Source organism: Actinomadura sp. 3N508 (genome assembly GCF_044326375.1).
Classification (GTDB): domain Bacteria; phylum Actinomycetota; class Actinomycetes; order Streptosporangiales; family Streptosporangiaceae; genus Spirillospora.
Window position 1 is genome coordinate 133,825 of record NZ_JBIRAX010000001.1, and the last position, 17,768, is coordinate 151,592.

Genomic DNA, 17,768 nt, shown 5'->3' on the forward strand with positions numbered 1-17,768 from the left:
TGTCCTCGTGACTTCGGCGGCGCTCGCCTGCCGGAACCACCGATGGGAGGAACCATGACCACTCCCGACCCCCTCACCTCGCCGGCCACCGCGGCGGGGCCGGCATCGAACGTCATCGACGACGCCCCGCTGACCGCGTTCCACCGCAAGCTCACGATGTTCTGCTCGGGTGGACCGTTCCTGGACGGCTTCGCGCTCGGCGTCATCGGCTTCGCGCTTCCGCAGATCGCCGACCAGTGGCAGCTCAGCGGAACGTGGCAGGGGTTCCTGGCCGTGGCCCCCCTGCTCGGCGTCCCGGCCGTCATCGGGGTGGGCTACCTGACCGACCTGCTCGGCCGGCGGATCATGTACGTGGCCGACATCGCGGCGATCACGCTGCTGTGCGTCGCGCAGTTCTTCGTCACCGGTCCCGTGCAGCTCCTGGTCCTGCGCGTGCTGCTCGGCATCGCGATCGGCGCCGACTACCCCATCGCCTCGTCACTGCTGGCCGAGTTCGCCCCGCGCAAGGCCAGAGCCAAGCTGATCGGCCTGCAAACGATCATGTGGACGGCCGGCAACGCCGCCGCCTACCTCGTCGGCGCGGCACTGCTGCAACTCGGAACGGAGGCGTGGCGATGGATCCTGCTGTCCCCCGCCGTCATCGGCGCCCTGCTGGCCATACTGCGCATCGGCACACCCGAATCACCACGCTGGCTGATCAGCAAGGGCAGGACGGACGAGGCGCTCGGCGTCGTACAGAAGGTCTACGGACCGCACGCAACCCTTGACGGCATCGGCGAGGAGTCCACCCCGACCAGCCTCAGGCTGATCTTCCGCTCGCCCTACCTCAAGAGAACGATCTTCGTCGGAACCTTCTGGGCGTGCTCGATCACCCCCGTCTACGCGATCTACGCATTCGCCCCCAAGCTGCTGGAGGCATTCGACCTCAGCGGGCAGGGCGCGGTGGACATCGGTTCCGTGCTGGTCGGGCTGTTCTTCCTCGTCGGAACCATCTTCGCCACCGTGGTCTCCGACCGGCTGCCCAGAAGGACACTGCTGATCTGGCCCTTCATGATCGCCAGTGCCGCCCTGCTCGCGCTCGGCGCCTTCGCCGATGCAACGGCGATCGTCGTGGTGGTGCTGTTCGCGGTGTACGCCATGGCGATCGGCGGCCCGACGATCCTCCAGTGGATCTACCCGAACGAGATCTTCCCCACCGAGATCCGCGCGACGGCCTTCAGCATCGGCCTGTCGATCAGCCGGGTCGGCACCATCCTCGGAACCTTCGCCGTCCCGCTCCTGCTGGACCACACCGGAGTCTCCGGCACGATGATCGTCGTTGGTGTCATCAGCGCCGTGGGCGCAGTGTGCTCCCTGGTCATGGCCCCGGAAACACACGGGCGGCCACTCACCGAATCCGCAGCGCCCCGTCCCCGGCACGACACCACGGAGCCCGGCCCGCTCAAACAGCTCTGACAGCCGGGACAACGCCGTGGTGGCGTCCAGCTCCCGTCCTCGGCGGCGTCCACGTCTCGGACGGAAAATCGTTGGACCTGCTGCGTGCGGGGTTCCTAGGATCGAGACGTTCCGTCAGTCATGTTTCGGCCTCTGTGCCTAGAAAGTCAGGTTTTGATGCACCGGTCAGCGCCGAGCGCGCTTACCCATGCCCCGGGCCGTCACCGCTTCTGACAGTTCTCCCTGTCGGCTGGACGGCCAGAACCGCCGCGCCCGGCGGTCTTTCAGGCGCGTTCGGCGCTTCCTTGCTGCTGTTCCATGATCGATCGGCAAGGAGGACCCTGCTGTGTCCAAGGACGTCTCACGCTCCGTACTCAGCACCGAGACATTCGACTGCGTTCGCTGCGGCCTCAACGTGGCCGCGTTCGCCCCGGACGGCGTCCGGCGCAACCACTGCCCGAGTTGCCTGCACTCCCGGCACGTCCTCGACCGTGAGGGCGGGCCGCCGCGGTGCGGGTCGCACATGGCGCCGATCTCCATCGCGGTGCTGCGCAACGGCGACTGGATGGTCGTCCACCGCTGCACCCGATGCGGCGAGCTCACGTCCAATCCGATCTGTGGTGACGACAACCAGTTCATCCTGATGCGGATGGCCGTGCGCCCGCTGGCGCAACCGCCGTTCCCGCTCGAACCCTTCGGCGATCTTTGAGGCTCGTATGCCACGGAGAAATCCCCGGCAGGGAAGAGTCCAGCGGCGCAAGACCGGTCCGAACGGGCGGCGCGACGCGTTCCGGTGCGTCGGGTGCCGTCTCGACGTCCCGTTCAGCGCACCGGGAACGGCGCATCGCAACCATTGCCCGCACTGCCTGACAAGCCTGCACCTCGACGACCGGACGCCCGGCGACCGGCGTGCGGGCTGCCGCGGGCGGATGGCCCCGCTCAGCCTCACCGTGCGGCCGGACGGTGAATGGATGCTCATCCATCACTGCCTGTCGTGCGGCGAACTGAGCGTCAACCGGATCGCGGGAGACGACAACGCGCTCGTCCTGCTCCGCATAGCCATGCGTCCCTTGTACGGCGCCCGGCTGCGGGCGGGCATGCAGAAGGTGGGCTGAACCCGACGGCGCCCTCCGCCACGGCGGAGGGCGCCGTCTCGCTTTCAGAGGTGCGGGTCAGGTCACGCGGTCCCAGCCTCGGGGGGTTCGGTGCATGCCGAGTTGCTCGTCGCGGCTGCGGTAGACGATGTAGGGGCGCGTCAGGTAGCCGATCGGGGCCGTGAGCATGTGCACCAGGCGGGTGAACGGCCAGATGCAGAACAGGGCGAGCGCGCTGAGCGCGTGGAGCTGGAACAGGATCGGGACGCCCGTCATGAGGGCGGGATCCGGCTGCAGGTAGAAGATCGACCGGAACCACGGGGAGACGGTCTCGCGGTAGTTGTATCCGCCGCCGGCGATGTTGGCCGCGACCGTCGCGGCGAGGCCCAGCACGATGGTGACGGTGAGCACCAGGTACATCATCTTGTCGTTGCGGGTGGTCGCGAGGAACACCGGGCCGACCGTGCGGCGCCGGTAGATCAGGATCGCCAGGCCCGCCAGGGTGCAGAACCCCGCGAAGGTGCCGAGGACGACGGCGATGATGTGGTAGACGTGCTCGGAGATCCCGGCGGCCTCCGTCCAGCGGTCGGGAATGATAAGCCCGCCGATGTGGCCAACGAGGACGAGCAGGATGCCGAAGTGGAACAGCGGGCTGCCGACGCGCAGGAGGCGGCGCTCGTAGAGCTGGGACGAGCGGGTCGTCCAGCCGAACTTGTCGTACCGGTACCGCCAGATGTGCCCGAGGACGAACACCGCGATGGTGACGTAGGGCAGGGCTACCCACAGCATGGTGCCGAGGACGCCCGGCTCGGAGTCGGTGGCGGCCGTAAGGGTGTTCATGAGCGGGCTCCCATGACCGGGTCGGGCAGGAAGATGGGGCCGGAGTCGCCCGTCCCGTATGGGGCCAGGCCTACCTCTTCTTCGGGCGGGCCTTCGGCGATGAGGCGGGCGACGGCGTCTTCGGTGCGGCCGGTCAGGGGCGGGAGGGTCGTGGTGACCGCGTCCAGGACGGCCGCCCAGGGCGAGCCGGATTCGGTGAGGGCGAGGCGCAGGAGTTCCAGGCCGGCGCGGTGTTCCAGGAGGAGGCGCCGTCCCTCGGTGAGGTCGCCGGTGGCGGCGAACTCCAGGACGACGGCCAGGTGGTCGGGCAGTTCGGAGTCGTCCAGGACGAGCCCGGCCGCGCCGTACGCCTGCTTGAACCGGAGGAGCGCCATGCCGCGTTTGCGGGTGTCGCCGTAGGCGTAGTAGGTGAGGTAGAGGCAGCAGCGTTTGCGGTGGTCGAAGGTGGCGACGTAGTCGGCGGCCAGGTCGGGCGGGGGTGTGGCGTCCAGGTGGTCGAGGAAGGCGAGCAGGTGCGTCCTCGCCGGGTCGGGCACGGTGCCGGTGGCGCGGCGCAGCAGCGGGCGGCGCTCCAGCAGTTCGGCGTCGGGGTAGCCGAGCAGGAGGGACGCCACCTGCCAGGCCGTGGCCAGCTCGGTGTCGCCGAAGGCGGCCTTCCTGATCCTCATGGCTTGGGCTCCGTTTCGGCGTCGCCCGAGTCGGCGGGCGGGTTCCCCTCGCGGCGGTCGGGGAACAGCCCGGCGGGGGCGCCCTTGCCGTCCCAGTTGAGGAGGTTGACGCGGTTCTGCTTGTCGGCGGGGTCTGCCGGGTGGTCGGCGGTCTGCCGCTGGCGCAGCATGTGGAAGTTCTCCACCGCGATCGGGTTGGCGGTGCCGGACGCCTCGCCGAACGGCCCCGACCCGCCGCCGGCGCCCGCGCCGCCCATGCCGGGGCCGCCCTCGTAGTTCAGCGAGCAGTCGGTGGCGAGTTCTTCGAGGTGGTGGGCCTGTTCGGCGTGCGCGGTGGGGATGACGTAGCGCTCGTCGTACTTGGCGAGGGCGAGGAGGCGGTACATGTCGTACATCGCCTCGCCCGTCATGCCGACGCGGGCGGGGATGGCGTCGTCGGGGTCGCGGCCGAGGTTGAGGTCGCGCATGTAGGCGCGCATAGCGGCCAGCCGGTGCAGGACGGCGTCGACCGGCGCGGTGTCCCCGGCGGTGAACAGCTCGGCGAGGTACTCGACGGGGATGCGCAGCGCGTCGATCGCGGCGAACAGGTTCCCGGCGCTCTCGGCGTCGTGGCCGGTGTCGCGGACGACGTCCACGACGGGCGACAGCGGCGGGATGTACCAGACCATCGGCATCGTCCGGTATTCGGGGTGCAGCGGCAGCGCGACCCTGTAGGTGTTGATCAGGGCGTACACCGGGGAGCGCTGCGCGGCCTCGATCCAGTCGCCGGGGATGCCCTCGCGTTCGGCCGCCGCGATCACCCGGGGGTCGGACGGGTCGAGGAACACCTCGCGCTGCGCCTCGTACAGCCCGGTGTCGTCGGGGGTGGACGCGGCTTCCAGGACCTTGTCGGCGTCGTAGAGGACCAGGCCGATGTAGCGCAGCCGCCCGACGCAGGTCTCCGAGCAGACGGTGGGGATGCCGACCTCGACGCGCGGGAAGCAGAACGTGCACTTCTCCGCCTTGCCGGTGCGGTGGTTGAAGTACATCTTCTTGTACGGGCAGCCGGACACGCACATCCGCCAGCCGCGGCACCGGTCCTGGTCGACCAGCACGATGCCGTCCTCGGTGCGTTTGTAGATCGCGCCGGACGGGCAGGACGCCGCGCACGACGGGTTGAGGCAGTGCTCGCAGATCCGCGGCAGGTAGAACATGAAGGTCTGGTCGAACTCCAGCTTCACCTTGTCGGCGATCTCGGCGAGCAGGACGTCCTGGTCACCGTGCTCGATTGAGCCGCCCAGGTCGTCGTCCCAGTTCGCCGACCAGGAGATCTTCATGTCCTTGCCGGTCAGCAGCGACTTGGGGCGGGCGACGGGCGTGTGCTCCTGGAGCGGCGCGTCGGTGAGGGTCTGGTAGTCGTAGGTCCAGGGCTCGTAGTAGTCGGCGATGCCCGGCAGTTTCGGGTTGGCGAAGATGGTGAGCAGCTTGCGGAGGCGTCCGCCGCCCTTGAGCGCGAGGCGTCCGCGGCGGTTGAGCGTCCAGCCGCCGCGCCAGCGCTCCTGGTCCTCGTAGCGGCGGGGGTAGCCCTGCCCGGGACGCGTCTCGACGTTGTTGAACCACACGTATTCGACCCCTGACCGGTTGGTCCAGGCCTGCTTGCAGGTGACCGAGCAGGTGTGGCAGCCGATGCACTTGTCGAGGTTCATCACCATCGCCATCTGCGCCATGACCCGCATCAGTAGGTCACCTCCTGGGACCGGCGGCGGATCACCGTGACCTCGTCGCGCTGGTTGCCGGTCGGGCCGAGGTAGTTGAACGCGAACGACAGCTGCGCGTACCCGCCGATCAGATGCGACGGCTTGATCAGCAGCCGGGTGAGGGAGTTGTGGATCCCGCCGCGCCGGCCCGACGTCTCCGCCACCGGGACGTCGATCAGCCTGTCCTGCGCGTGGTACATGTACACCGTCCCCTCCGGCATCCGGTGCGAGACGATCGCGCGGGCGACGACCACGCCGTTGCGGTTGACCGCCTCGATCCACTCGTTGTCGCGGACACCGATCCTGGCCGCGTCCGCCCCGCTCATCCAGATCGCCGGGCCGCCGCGCGACAGCGACAGCATGAACAGGTTGTCCTGGTACTCGGAGTGGATCGACCACTTGTTGTGCGGGGTCAGGTACCGGACGGTCAGCCCCAGCTCGCCCGTCTCGCCGAGCCGCGGTTCGCCGAACAGGGCGTGCATGTTCAGCGGCGGCCGGAACGTCGGCAGCTGCTCGCCGAGCTCGGCCATCCAGTCGTGGTCGAGATAGAAATGCTGGCGCCCGGTGAGGGTGTGCCAGGGCTTGAGGCGCTCGACGTTGATGGTGAACGGCGAGTAGCGGCGCCCGCCGCTCTCCGACCCCGACCATTCGGGCGAGGTGATCACGGGGACGGGGCGGGCCTGGGTGTCGGCGAAGGTGATCTGCGTGCCCTCGTGCTCGGCGGCCAGGTCGGCGAGCCGGGTGCCGGTGCGCTGCTCCAGGGTGCGGAAGCCCTGCACGGCCAGATGCCCGCTCGTCGTCCCGGAGAAGGCGAGGATCATCTCGCAGGCGTGCACGTCGCGGCGCAGCGACGGGCGCCCGTCCGCCGGGCCGCCCCGCACCACGCCGTTGGTGTTCTTCAGGTATTCGACCTGGCGTTTCAGGTCGAACGTGACGCCCTTGGTGGTGGCGCCGAGCCGTTCGGCGAGCGGGCCGAGCGCGGTCATCTTCGCCGCGACGGCCGGATAGTCGCGCTCGACGCTGACGAGCTTCGGCATCGTCACGCCGGGCACCGGCTCGCACTCGCCCTTGGCCCAGTCGGCGACGCGGCCGTGCGGGGTGGCCAGCTCGTCGGGCGTGTCGTGCAGCAGCGGGACCGCCACGACGTCCTTGCGGACGCCGAGGTGCGTCCCGGCGAGGCGGCTGAACGCGGCGGCGATGTCCTGGAACGCCCGCCAGTCGCTGCGGGTCTGCCACGGCGGCGCGATGGCCGGGTTGAACGAATGCACGAACGGGTGCATGTCGGTGGTGTTCAGATCGTGCTTCTCGTACCAGGTCGCCGCCGGGAGCACGACGTCGGAGTAGACCGTGGTGCTGGTCATCCGGAAGTCGAGCGAGAGGAGGAGGTCGAGTTTCCCGGCGGGGGCTTCGTCGTGCCAGACGACCTCCTTCGGCCGCGCGTCCGGTGGCGTCTCCGTGGCACGGACCGACGAACCCGCGCCGAGCAGGTGCTTGAGGAAGTACTCGTTGCCCTTGGCGGACGAGCCGAGCAGGTTGGCCCGCCACACCGTCAGGACGCGGGGGAAGTTCTCCGGTGCGTCGGGGTCCTGGGCGGCGAACCTGAGGCGGCCGGCCTTCAACTCGTCCACGATGTGCTCGCCGACCTGCTTTCCGGCGGCGTCCGCTTCGTCGGCGAGGTCGAGGGGGTTGCGGTCGAAGGTCGGGTAGGACGGCATCCAGCCCAGCCGGGCCGCCTGCGCGATCACGTCCGCCGTGGACCGTCCCGCGAGCTGCCCGCCGCCGGTCGCCGCCGACAGGGTGCCCGCGTCGAAGTGGTCGTAGCGGAACTGGTCGGTGTGGACGTACCAGAACGCGGTGCCGATCATCTGCCGGGGCGGGCGCGACCAGTCCAGCGCGCCCGCGAGCTGCGCCCATCCCGTCACCGGACGGCACTTCTCCTGCCCCACGTAATGCGCCCAGCCGCCGCCGTTCACGCCCTGGCAGCCGGTCAGCGTCGTCAGCGCCAGGAACGCCCGGTAGATCGTGTCGGAGTGGAACCAGTGGTTCGTCCCCGCGCCCATGATGATCATCGAGCGGCCACGGGACTCCTCGGCGTTGGCGGCGAACTCCCGCCCGATCCGCTCGGCGGCCCGCGCGGGCACGCCGGTGATCCCCTCCTGCCACGCCGGGGTGCACGGCTGCGACGCGTCGTCGTACCCGGACGGCCACGCCCCGGGCAGACCGTCCCGCCCGACCCCGTATTGGGCCAGCAGCAGGTCATAGACCGTCGTGACGAGGTGGCCGCCGACCTCGGTGACCGGCACGCCGCGCCGCAGCGTCGCGGCGGAGCCGTCGGCGGCGTCGAAGCGCGCCAGCTCGACCTCCACCGCGTTCCCGCCCTCGACCGAGAGCAGCGGGTCCGCGTCGCCGAGGTCCAGGTTCCACTTGCCCTGGCCCGATTCACCGAACCGGAACCCGAGCGACCCGTTCGGGACCAGCGGGCGGCCGGTCGACGCGTCCAGGATCACGGTCTTGAACGCGGCATGCTCCGACTCCGCCTCGGCGCCCGGAAGGTCGGCGGCCGTCAGGAACTTGCCGGGCACGTAGGCGTCGCCGCGCTGCTCCAGCCGCACCAGGAACGGCAGGTCGCTGTAGCGCTTGACGTAGTCGGTGAAATACGGGACCTGCCGGTCGACGAAGAACTCCTTCAACACGACGTGACCCATCGCCATGGCCAGCGCGCCGTCCGTACCGGGCTGCGCGGCCAGCCATTCGTCGGCGAACTTGACGTTGTCGGCGTAGTCCGGGGACACCGCGATGACCTTCTGGCCCCGGTAGCGGGCCTCGGTCATCCAGTGGGCGTCCGGGGTGCGCGTCACCGGCAGGTTGGAGCCCCACATGATCAGGTATCCGGCGTCCCACCAGTCGCCCGACTCCGGGACGTCGGTCTGGTCGCCGAACACCTGCGGGGACGCGACGGGCAGGTCGGCGTACCAGTCGTAGAACGACAGCATCGTCCCGCCGATCAGCGACATGAACCGCGCACCCGACGCGTGCGAGACCATCGACATCGCCGGGATCGGCGAGAACCCCGCGATCCGGTCGGGCCCGAACTCCTTGATCGTGTGGACGTGCGCCGCCGCGATCATCTCCGTCGCCTCGTCCCACGACGCCCGCACCAGGCCGCCGCGCCCCCGCGCGCCCTTGTACGTGCGGGCCTTCTCCGGGTCGGAGACGATCTCGCGCCACGCCGCCACCGGGTCACCCGTCCGCGCCTTCGCCTCCCGGTACATCTCCAGCAGCACGCCGCGCACGTACGGGTACCGGACGCGTGTGGGCGAGTACGTGTACCAGGAGAAGGACGCGCCTCGCGGGCAGCCGCGCGGTTCGTACTCGGGACGGTCCGCGCCCACCGACGGGTAGTCGGTCTGCTGCGCCTCCCAGGTGATGATGCCGTCCTTGACGTACACCTTCCACGAGCACGAACCCGTGCAGTTCACCCCGTGCGTCGACCGGACCACCTTGTCGTGCGACCAGCGGTCGCGGTAGAAGGCGTCCGCCTCCCTGCCGCCCTTCTTCGTCAGCGTCCGCAGGTCCGGCGACACCTGCGCGCGGGTGAAGAACCTGCGCGTGCCGACCAGCGCCTCTTCCAGCGGCCCGTCCATGCCCGGCCGGCCCTTCGTCGAACTCACTGCCCCGGAGTTCCCTTCCGTCGGCTCATGACCCGCTCCGCTTCCGTCTCATCCCTGGTCTCGACCGGAACGCCATGATCGGCTTCCGCGTTTCTCACCCTGGTGGACGCCGCTAATCATCGACAAGGACCTTCGCCTTTCATCCGGCCTCGGGGCCGCGTCACCGGAACAGGGCCGAAAGGCCCCCTTTTGAGATGGGTTCGGTGGGGCACGTGACCGGAAACGGCAGGAAAGAGGGGGAGCATGCCCGCGATCCGCATCGAGGTCGTGGAGACCTCGTCCCTGGGCGACCGCAGCTATCTGGCCCATGACGGGCGGGTCGCCCTGGTGGTCGATCCACAGCGCGACATCGACCGGTTCCTGACCCTGGCCGGACGGCTGGGCGTCCGCATCACGCACGTCGCCGAGACCCATGTGCACAACGACTACGTCTCGGGCGGTCTGGCGCTCGCGCGGGTGACCGGTGCCGCGTACCTGGTCGCCGTGGACGACGACGTCGCCTTCGACCGGACGGCCGTGACCGGCGGCGACGAGATCGCCGTGTCGGACACGATGCGCGTCCGCGTGGTCGCCACCCCCGGGCACACCTTCCACCACCTGTCCTACGTCCTGTCCGGGCCGGACGGCCCGATCGGGGTGTTCACGGGCGGGTCACTGCTGTTCGGCACCACAGGCCGGACAGACCTGGTCGGGCCCGAACACGCCCGTCCCCTGGCCCGCAGGCAGCACGCCTCTGCGCGCCGCCTCGCCGGCCTCCTGCCCGACGGCGCGCACATCTGGCCCACGCACGGTTTCGGAAGCTTCTGCACCGTGCGCCAGTCCGACGCGACGGACTCGACCATCGGCCAGGAGAAGCGGTCCAACCCGGCACTGCGGCTGGAGGCCGACGACTTCGTCGCGCAGACCCTCGACGGGCTGGACGCCTACCCCGCCTACTACGCGCACATGGGCGTCCTCAACACCACCGGCGCCGACCTGATCGACCTCACCCCGGCGCACGCCGCCGGCGCCGCCGAGCTGCGCGAGCGGATCGCCGCCGGTGAGTGGGTCGTGGACCTGCGCTCCCGCAAGGCGTTCGGGCAACGCCACCTCGCCGGGACACTGAGCTTCGGCCTCGACGGCCCCATGTCGACCTGGCTCGCCTGGATGGCCGAGTGGGGCACGCCCCTGACACTCCTCGGCGACAGCCACGAGCAGGTCGCGACCGCGCAGCGGGAGCTGGCGCGCATCGGCATCGACCGCCCGGCCGCCGCCGCGTCCGGCACACCGCAGGACTGGGCCGCCGGGGACACGGCGCTCCTCGCCGAGCTGGCCTCGGCGTCGTTCACCGACCTGGCCGCCGCCCGCGCCGGGAACGCCCCCCGGAACCTGCCCGCCCCGGACGTCGTGCTGGACGTGCGGCTGCGCAGCGAATGGGAGGCCGGGCACATCGAGGGCGCGACCCACGTCCCGCTCCCCGACCTGCCCCACCGCCTGGACGAGGTGCCGTCCGGAACCGTGTGGGCGCACTGCGGTTCCGGCTACCGCGCCGCCGCCGCGAGCAGCCTGCTCCAGCGGGCCGGACGCCGCGTGGTGCACATCGACGACACCTTCGACCACGCCGCCGCTTCCGGCCTCCCCCTCACCGATCACTGAAGCCCGGAACGGTCAGGGACGGGGACCGGGTAAGGATGGGGCATGAGCAAGGTCAAGCGGCTGCCGCGAAAGGTGTACGAGCCGGAGCTGGCGCGGCTCCAGGCGGAGCTGGTGAAGCTACAGGAATGGGTGCGCGACGAAGGCGCCCGCGTCGTCGTGGTGTTCGAGGGACGGGACGCGGCTGGCAAGGGCAGCACGATCAAACGGGTCACCGAGTATCTCAACCCCCGCGTCGCCCGGATCGTGGCGCTGCCCGCGCCGAACGACCGCGAGCGCACGCAGTGGTACTTCCAGCGCTACACCGAGCGCCTGCCCGCCGCCGGGGAGATCGTCCTGTTCGACCGGTCCTGGTACAACCGGGCGGGCGTCGAGCGCGTCATGGGGTTCTGCACCAAAGAGGAGTACACGCGCTTCCTGCACCAGTGCCCGATCTTCGAGCGGCTGCTGGTCGAGGACGGCGTCGTGCTGCGCAAGTACTGGTTCTCGGTCAGTGACGCCGAGCAGGAACGCCGCTTCCGCAGCCGGCTCGACGACCCGATGCGCCGCTGGAAGCTGTCGACGATGGACCTGGAGTCCATCACCCGCTGGGAGGACTACTCGCGCGCCAAGGACGAGATGTTCGTCCACACCGACATTCCCGAGGCGCCCTGGTACGTGGTGGAGAGCGAGGACAAGCGGCGCGCGCGGATCAACATGATCGCCCATCTGCTGTCGACGATCCCGTATCGCGCCGTGGAGCGGCCGCGGCTGGAACTGCCCGAGCGGCCTCCCTCGAAGGGTTACGAGCGGTCACCGCGCGAGATGCAGACCTACGTTCCCGACCACTCCGCGACCCTGCGAACCTAGGCTTCGGTAATGGCTACCTTTGTGCTGATTCATGGTGGGGGCGATGTCGGCTGGTCCTGGCATCTCGTGGAGGCCGAGCTGCGCGCGCGGGGGCACGACGTCGTCGCCCCCGACCTGCCCTGCGAGGACGAGACCAAGGGCATGGGCGAGACCGCCGACATGGTGGTCGGGGAGATCGGCGACCGCCGGGATCTGGTGGTCGTCGGCCATTCGTTCGGCGGCTTCACCGCCCCGCTGATCGCCGGCCGGCTGCCGGTCGACGTGCTCGTCTACCTGGCGGCGATGATCCCGGCCCCCGGCGAGGCCCCCGCGCAATGGTGGGACAACACCGGCCACGGCGCGGCCGCCAAGGAGCAGTCCGCCAAAGACGGCGGGCTGACCGGTAACGACGACCCGCTCATCGGCTTCTACAACGGTGTCCCGCGCGCGCTGGCCGAGGAGGCGCTAAGCCATGCGCGCGGCCAGTCGAACATCACCTACTCCGAACCGTGGCCGTTGAAGGCCCACCCGGAGGTGCCAACGAAGTTCGTCCTGGCGAGGGACGACCGCCTCTTCCCCGCCGATTTCTTCCGGCGGCTCGTGCCCGAACGGCTGGGCATCGTCCCGGACGAGATCCCCGGCTGCCATTGCGTCATGCTCAGCCACCCGAAGGAGCTCGCCGAGCGGTTGGAGAGCTATCTCAGCACGTGAAACCCGAGTGGAGCGGATACCTTCTAGGGGAAGTGCCGTCCACGAAAGCCGACCGCCCACGATGACACCTGTGCTGATCGGGAGGGACCACCCCGCCGGTGTCCTGCGTGCCGAAATGGGCCGGGCCGCCGATAGCCACGGCGGGCTGGTGCTGATCGCGGGCGAGGCCGGGATCGGCAAGACCACGCTCGTGACCGAGGCCGTCGAGGAGGCCAGGCGGCAGGGCGCGCTCGTGCTCAGCGGATCGTGCTGGGATTCCGACAGCGCCCCCGGCTACTGGCCCTGGGTCCAGGTGATCCGGTCGCTGCGCCGGACCGCCGCCCCGGAGGAGTGGGCGGAGGTGGAGCACGCGACGGCCGGCGGCCTGTCGGTGCTGCTCGGCGACTCCGGGAGCGGCGGGTCCGGGAGCGGTGACCCCGCCGAAGGGTTCCGGCTGTTCGACGCGGTCACCACCGCGCTGGTGTCGGTGTCGCAGTGCCGCCCGGTCGTGGTCGTCCTGGACGACCTGCACTGGGCCGACTCGGCGTCCCTCAAGCTGCTGGAGTTCGCCGCGCAGCACACCTGGTTCGAGCGGCTGCTGCTCGTCGGCACCTACCGGGACGTCGAGATCGAGCCGGCCGAGCATCCGCTGCGTTCGCGGATGCTGGGGCTCGTGGCGAAGGCGACCACCGTCACCCTGACCGGCCTCGACCGGGACGCGGTCGGCGCGCTGATCGCCCGTACCGCCGGGCGGGAGCCCGAGGAGAGCCTGGTCGACGAGGTACACCTGCGGACCGGCGGCAACCCGTTCTTCGTGGAGCAGACGGCCAGGCTGTGGCGCAGCGGCGGGTCGGTCACGGCCATCGCCCCCGGCGTCCGGGAGGCGCTGCGGCGGCGGCTCTCGCTGCTGCCCGCGGCGGTGGCGCGGCTGCTCACCGACGCGGCGGTGCTCGGCCGCGAGTTCCACCGGCAGGTGCTCGCGGCGTGCGCGGCGGCGCCGGTGGCCAGCGTCGACCGGCTGCTCGACCAGGCGTCGTCGGCCCGGCTGGTGACCTCGCTCGGCGGCGGGCGGTTCGCGTTCGCGCACGACCTCGTCCGCGAGACGCTGTACGCGTCGCTGGAGGAGGACACGGCCCGGCGGCGGCACGCGGCGATCGTCCGGGCCGTCGACGCGGCCCCGGCGCTGCGCGACAAGATGCTGGTGACGGAGCTGGCCCGGCACGCCCACCTGGCCGGCGGCGAGCTGGAACCGGCCCGGGCGGTGGCGCTGCTGGAGGCCGCGGCCCGCGACGCCGGTGACCGGCTGGCGTTCGAGGAGGCCGCCGGGCACTACCGGCGGGCGCTGGAGCGCGCCGGGCGGGACACGGTCGCCGGGCTGCGGGTGGCGCTCGACCTCGGCAACCAGCTCCGGGCGCTGGGCGATCACGACGGCAGCCGGCGGATCTTCGACGAGACCGTCACGGCGGCCCGCTCGTCCGGCCGTCCCGAGATGCTCGCCCGGGTGGCGCTCGGGCTCCACCTCTACGACGAGAACGCCGAGCGGACCGCGTTCAAGATCGACCTGCTCCGCGAGGCGCGCGACCTGCTGGTCCGCATGGGCGGCGCGTCCGGCGACGGGCCGCCGGCCGACCCCGGCTCCGCCGACCACCTCGCCAAGGAGCTGGCCGTCCATCTGTGTGCGGCGGCCGAGGAGGCGGGCAACGACGAGGAGCTGTCGTTCACCCTGTGGGCCCGGTACGCCCTGATCTGGGGGCCGGGCAGCGCCGTCGAGCGCGAGGCGCTCACCAGGGTGATGACCGAGGTCGGGCGCCGGACCGGCAACCAGATGATGGAGTACTTCGCCGGGTCGCTGCGCTGGGTGGCGCTGCTGGAGCAGGGCGACCCGCGCTTCCTCGACCAGTACCACGACTTCGTCGCGATGGCCGAGCGCAACGGGCGGCCGCGGTTCAGCCTCGCCTCGATGGCCGACCAGAGCATCATCTCCGGCTTCCTCGGCCGGTTCGCCGCCGCCGAAGAGCTGCTCGACCAGGTGGACGCCTTCGGCGCGCGGCCCCTGGCCGAGTGGTCGGTGATGTTCAAGCACCTGCGGTGGGCGCTGCGGCTGCTGGAGGGCCGGTTCGACGACTCGGACGAGGTGCACCGGGCGCTGAACGAGGTCGCCCACCCGTTCGCGCGGCTGATGGAGGCGTTGACGGCCGTCCAGCGCGGTGACGTGCGGGCGGCGCTGGCGCACGTCCGGCAGTACGAGGGGGTCGCCGAGCCGTATCCGCCGACCGTCCTGCCGATGTGGTTGCGGCTCCAGGCGCAGGTGGCGGCGGAGCTGCGCGACCCGGAGCTGTGCGCGAAGGCCCGCGCCGACCTCTCGCCCTACGCGGGGCTGTGGGCGGTGTCGTTGTGCGGCTGCGACATCGGCGGGCCGATGAGCCACTGGTCGGCGCTGCTCGACCTGGCCGAAGGGCGCTGGGACGACGCGATCGCCGGCTTCACCGAGGCCCGCCGGTCGGCCGACGTGCTCCGGTCGCGGCCCTGGTCGATCGAGGCGGCGTCGCGGCTGGCAGAGGCACTGCTGGGGCGCGGCGGGCCGGGCGACGCTGAGGCCGCCGCCGGGCTGCTGGACGAGGCGGGCCGGGTCGCCGCCGAGATCGGCATGCGGCAGGTCGGCCGGCGCGTCGAGGAGCTGCGGCCGTCCGAGCCGGCCGGGCCCACGGCCCCGGCGCCGGAGGCCGAGCACGTGTTCCGGTTCGACGGGCAGGTCTGGACGCTCGCGTTCGGCGGGCGCACCGTCCACATGCCCGACGGCAAGGGCCTGCACGACCTGCACACGCTGCTGCAACGCCCGGGCGTGGACGTCCCCGCGGTGCGGCTGCTGAGCCCGGACGGCGGCGAGGCCGTGGTCGCGGCCGGGCGGATGGGCGGCGACGCCGTCCTCGACGAGGAGGCCAAGGCCCGGTACAAGCGCCGCCTGGCCGTCCTGGACGAGGAGATCGACCAGGCCGCGTCGCTCGGCGACGACGAGCGGGCCGCCGGCTACGACCGCGAACGGGCCGCGCTGCTGGACGAGCTGCGCGCCGCCGCCGGTCTCGCCGGACGCACCCGGCGCCTCGGCGACCAGGCCGAACGCGCCCGCAAGACGGTCACCGCCCGGATCAAGGACACGCTGCGCAAGCTCGACGGGCGCCATCCCGAGCTCGCCGCCCACCTGCGGGACGCGGTCTCCACCGGCTCGTCCTGCTCCTACCGCCCGGAACGCGAGATCGCCTGGCGGCTCTGACCACCAGGCGATCTCCAGCCTTCCGGCTACTTGCGGTTGTAGAGCCGCATCGTGATCGTCCCGAAGACCGCGACGAGCGCGATCCCGCAGATCAGCACCCACATCAGCTCGTTGCCCGCGTTCTCGCCGGCCATCAGGCTCCGGACCGCGTCCACGACCTGCGTCACCGGGTTGACGTCGACGAACGCCTGCAGCCAGCCGGGCATCGTCTCCGGGTCGACGAAGACGTTGCTGAGGAAGGTCAGCGGGAACAGCACGAACATGCTGACCGACATCACGGCCTTCTCGCCGCGCATCAGCAGGCCGACCATCGTCCAGATCCAGGAGAAGGCGAACGAGAACGCCACCAGCACCGCGATCCCGGCGATCACCCCGACCGGGCCGCCGTCCGGGCGGAAGCCCAGGATCAGCCCGAGGACGAGGATCACGATCGAGGCCATCGTGTACCGGAACATGTCGCCGAGCAGGTAGCCGACCATCGGCGACGGCCGCCAGATCGGCAGGCTGCGGAACCGGTCGAACACGCCCTTCTCGATGTCGATGTTGACCGCGACACCGGTGTACATGGTGGTCATCACGACGCTCATCACCATGATCCCCGGCAGCAGGAACTGCAGGTACTCCTTGGTCGAGCCCGCCAGCGCACCGCCGAACAGGTAGGTGAACATCAGCACCATCATCACCGGGAAGATGGTGACGTCGAACAGCTGCTCGGGCACGTGCTTGATCTTCAGCATCGCCCGCCAGCCGAAGGTCAGCGAGGCCGACAGGGCGCTCGGTCTCGCCGGGCGGTCGCCCCGGGCCAGCACGGTGCCGATGGTGTCGGCCGACGGGACGTACGTCGAAGCGGTCGATTCCTGTGTCGCGGTGCTCATGCCGCCACCTCCTCATCCTTGGCGCCGTTCTCGGCCCCGTTCTCGGCAGGGTGACCGGTCAGGGTCAGGAACACCTCGTCCAGGCTGGGCTGGCCGAGGGAGAAGTCGTCCACGGTGATCCCGGCGTGGGACAGCTCGGACAGCGCGCGGGACGCCTGCTCCGCCGCGCCGAGCTTGGTCTCGTCGCCGGAGATGCGGGCGGTGAGCGCAACCGGGTCGGCCTCCAGCTGGACGGACGCGCCGAGCTCCCGTGCCAGCACCTCCTCCGCCTGCGGGCGCTGCGCCGCGTCGCGCAGCCGCACGTGCACCGCGCCGGCGCCGATCGACGCCTTCAGCTCCCCGGGCGTCCCCTCGGCGATGACCTTGCCGTGGTCGACGACCGCGATCCGGGCGGCCAGCTGGTCGGCCTCGTCGAGGTACTGCGTGGTCAGCAGCACCGTGGTGCCGTGCGCCACCACCAGCCGGACGATCTCCCAGACCTGGTTGCGGCTGCGGGGGTCGAGGCCGGTGGTGGGCTCGTCGAGGAACAGCAGGTCGGGGGTGTTCAGGATGCTGGCCGCGATGTCGATGCGCCGCCGCATCCCGCCCGAGTAGTTCTTGACCTGCTTGTCGGCGGCGTCGCTCAGCCCGAACGCCTCCAGCAGCTGGCCCGACCGTTCGCGGGCCGCCGCCTTGCGGTGGCCGAGCAGCCGGCCGAGCAGGATCAGGTTCTCGGTGCCGGTGAGGTCCTCGTCCACCGACGCGTACTGGCCGGTCAGGCTGACCTTGCCGCGGACGGCGTCGGCCTCCTTCTTGACGTCGTGGCCGAACACCCGCGCCTGACCGCCGTCGGGACGCAGCAGGGTCGCCAGCACCCGCACGGCCGTGGTCTTCCCGGCGCCGTTCGGACCGAGCACCCCGTAGACGGTGCCGGTGGGCACCTGGAGGTCGAGGCCGTCGAGGGCCCGTGTCTTCCCGAAGGTCTTGACGAGCCCTTCGGTCTCGATCGCCAGATCTTGCTTGCTCATGATGTTCCTCTCCGCATGTGGT

At 70.9% G+C, this 17,768-nt stretch carries 13 protein-coding genes; 7 read left to right on the forward strand and 6 right to left on the reverse strand.

The annotated features are described in order from the left end of the window. The first annotated feature begins 54 nt into the window (after window positions 1-54). The 3 genes from ACH34S_RS00580 (at window position 55) to ACH34S_RS00590 (ending at window position 2,549) form a co-directional block, all read left to right on the forward strand. Window positions 55-1,455, forward strand: coding sequence for an MFS transporter (locus tag ACH34S_RS00580; protein WP_395950342.1), 1,401 nt, complete (start codon window positions 55-57; stop codon window positions 1,453-1,455). A 325-nt stretch (window positions 1,456-1,780) separates the two neighbouring features. Further along, on the forward strand, window positions 1,781-2,143 hold the full coding sequence (locus ACH34S_RS00585) for an RNHCP domain-containing protein (RefSeq protein WP_395950343.1): 363 nt from the start codon (window positions 1,781-1,783) through the stop codon (window positions 2,141-2,143). Between the two features lie 7 nt (window positions 2,144-2,150). Further along, a complete protein-coding gene (locus ACH34S_RS00590) occupies window positions 2,151-2,549 on the forward strand; it encodes an RNHCP domain-containing protein (RefSeq protein WP_395950344.1) in 399 nt (132 codons plus the stop codon). A gap of 57 nt (window positions 2,550-2,606) precedes the next feature. On the opposite strand, the gene narI is transcribed toward ACH34S_RS00590, so the two are convergent. From narI to ACH34S_RS00610, 4 genes are read right to left on the reverse strand one after another with little or no spacing between them, the layout of a single operon-like run. Further along, entirely contained in the window at window positions 2,607-3,368 is a 762-nt protein-coding gene (narI, locus tag ACH34S_RS00595; RefSeq protein ID WP_395950345.1) for a respiratory nitrate reductase subunit gamma, read from the reverse strand. Next, the gene (gene narJ, locus ACH34S_RS00600) at window positions 3,365-4,036 is read right to left on the reverse strand and encodes a nitrate reductase molybdenum cofactor assembly chaperone (protein ID WP_395950346.1); all 672 of its coding nucleotides are present in this window, start codon (window positions 4,034-4,036) and stop codon (window positions 3,365-3,367) included. The genes narI and narJ overlap by 4 nt, the downstream gene beginning before the upstream one ends. Then, the gene (gene narH, locus ACH34S_RS00605; RefSeq protein ID WP_395950347.1) at window positions 4,033-5,751 is read right to left on the reverse strand and encodes a nitrate reductase subunit beta; all 1,719 of its coding nucleotides are present in this window, start codon (window positions 5,749-5,751) and stop codon (window positions 4,033-4,035) included. The genes narJ and narH overlap by 4 nt, the downstream gene beginning before the upstream one ends. After that, entirely contained in the window at window positions 5,751-9,416 is a 3,666-nt protein-coding gene (locus ACH34S_RS00610) for a nitrate reductase subunit alpha (RefSeq protein ID WP_395951409.1), read from the reverse strand. Before ACH34S_RS00610 ends, narH begins: the two co-directional genes overlap by 1 nt. A gap of 270 nt (window positions 9,417-9,686) precedes the next feature. On the opposite strand from ACH34S_RS00610, the gene ACH34S_RS00615 reads away from it, so the two are divergent. The 4 genes from ACH34S_RS00615 (at window position 9,687) to ACH34S_RS00630 (ending at window position 15,864) form a co-directional block, all read left to right on the forward strand. Next, window positions 9,687-11,078, forward strand: coding sequence for a rhodanese-like domain-containing protein (locus ACH34S_RS00615; RefSeq protein WP_395950348.1), 1,392 nt, complete (start codon window positions 9,687-9,689; stop codon window positions 11,076-11,078). Between the two features lie 42 nt (window positions 11,079-11,120). Next, a complete protein-coding gene (gene ppk2, locus ACH34S_RS00620; RefSeq protein WP_395950349.1) occupies window positions 11,121-11,924 on the forward strand; it encodes a polyphosphate kinase 2 in 804 nt (267 codons plus the stop codon). A gap of 9 nt (window positions 11,925-11,933) precedes the next feature. Beyond that, complete coding sequence (locus ACH34S_RS00625; protein ID WP_395950350.1) at window positions 11,934-12,614, forward strand: alpha/beta fold hydrolase; 681 nt, start codon at window positions 11,934-11,936, stop codon at window positions 12,612-12,614. 61 nt (window positions 12,615-12,675) lie between these two features. Further along, window positions 12,676-15,864 (forward strand): AAA family ATPase, encoded by a 3,189-nt coding sequence (locus ACH34S_RS00630; RefSeq protein WP_395950351.1) that lies wholly within the window; start codon window positions 12,676-12,678, stop codon window positions 15,862-15,864. A 26-nt stretch (window positions 15,865-15,890) separates the two neighbouring features. Here ACH34S_RS00630 and ACH34S_RS00635 read toward each other — a convergent pair whose 3' ends face one another. Together ACH34S_RS00635 and ACH34S_RS00640 are read right to left on the reverse strand one after the other, a co-directional pair. Beyond that, window positions 15,891-16,739 carry an ABC transporter permease gene (locus ACH34S_RS00635; RefSeq protein ID WP_395950352.1) on the reverse strand — a complete coding sequence of 283 codons (849 nt, stop codon included), beginning with the start codon at window positions 16,737-16,739 and terminating at the stop codon, window positions 15,891-15,893. After that, window positions 16,736-17,746, reverse strand: coding sequence for an ATP-binding cassette domain-containing protein (locus ACH34S_RS00640; protein ID WP_395950353.1), 1,011 nt, complete (start codon window positions 17,744-17,746; stop codon window positions 16,736-16,738). Before ACH34S_RS00640 ends, ACH34S_RS00635 begins: the two co-directional genes overlap by 4 nt. Window positions 17,747-17,768: the final 22 nt, after the last annotated feature.

Bases quoted from the DNA above. Each gene is read 5' to 3' on its own strand.
- ACH34S_RS00580 (WP_395950342.1), top strand. From the start codon at position 55: ATGACCACTCCCGACCCCCTCACCTCGCCGGCCACCGCGGCGGGGCCG.
- ACH34S_RS00590 (WP_395950344.1), top strand. From the start codon at position 2,151: ATGCCACGGAGAAATCCCCGGCAGGGAAGAGTCCAGCGGCGCAAGACC.
- narI (WP_395950345.1), bottom strand. From the start codon at position 3,368: ATGAACACCCTTACGGCCGCCACCGACTCCGAGCCGGGCGTCCTCGGC.
- narJ (WP_395950346.1), bottom strand. From the start codon at position 4,036: ATGAGGATCAGGAAGGCCGCCTTCGGCGACACCGAGCTGGCCACGGCC.
- narH (WP_395950347.1), bottom strand. From the start codon at position 5,751: ATGCGGGTCATGGCGCAGATGGCGATGGTGATGAACCTCGACAAGTGC.
- ACH34S_RS00610 (WP_395951409.1), bottom strand. From the start codon at position 9,416: ATGGACGGGCCGCTGGAAGAGGCGCTGGTCGGCACGCGCAGGTTCTTC.
- ACH34S_RS00615 (WP_395950348.1), top strand. From the start codon at position 9,687: ATGCCCGCGATCCGCATCGAGGTCGTGGAGACCTCGTCCCTGGGCGAC.
- ppk2 (WP_395950349.1), top strand. From the start codon at position 11,121: ATGAGCAAGGTCAAGCGGCTGCCGCGAAAGGTGTACGAGCCGGAGCTG.
- ACH34S_RS00625 (WP_395950350.1), top strand. From the start codon at position 11,934: ATGGCTACCTTTGTGCTGATTCATGGTGGGGGCGATGTCGGCTGGTCC.
- ACH34S_RS00630 (WP_395950351.1), top strand. From the start codon at position 12,676: ATGACACCTGTGCTGATCGGGAGGGACCACCCCGCCGGTGTCCTGCGT.
- ACH34S_RS00635 (WP_395950352.1), bottom strand. From the start codon at position 16,739: ATGAGCACCGCGACACAGGAATCGACCGCTTCGACGTACGTCCCGTCG.
- ACH34S_RS00640 (WP_395950353.1), bottom strand. From the start codon at position 17,746: ATGAGCAAGCAAGATCTGGCGATCGAGACCGAAGGGCTCGTCAAGACC.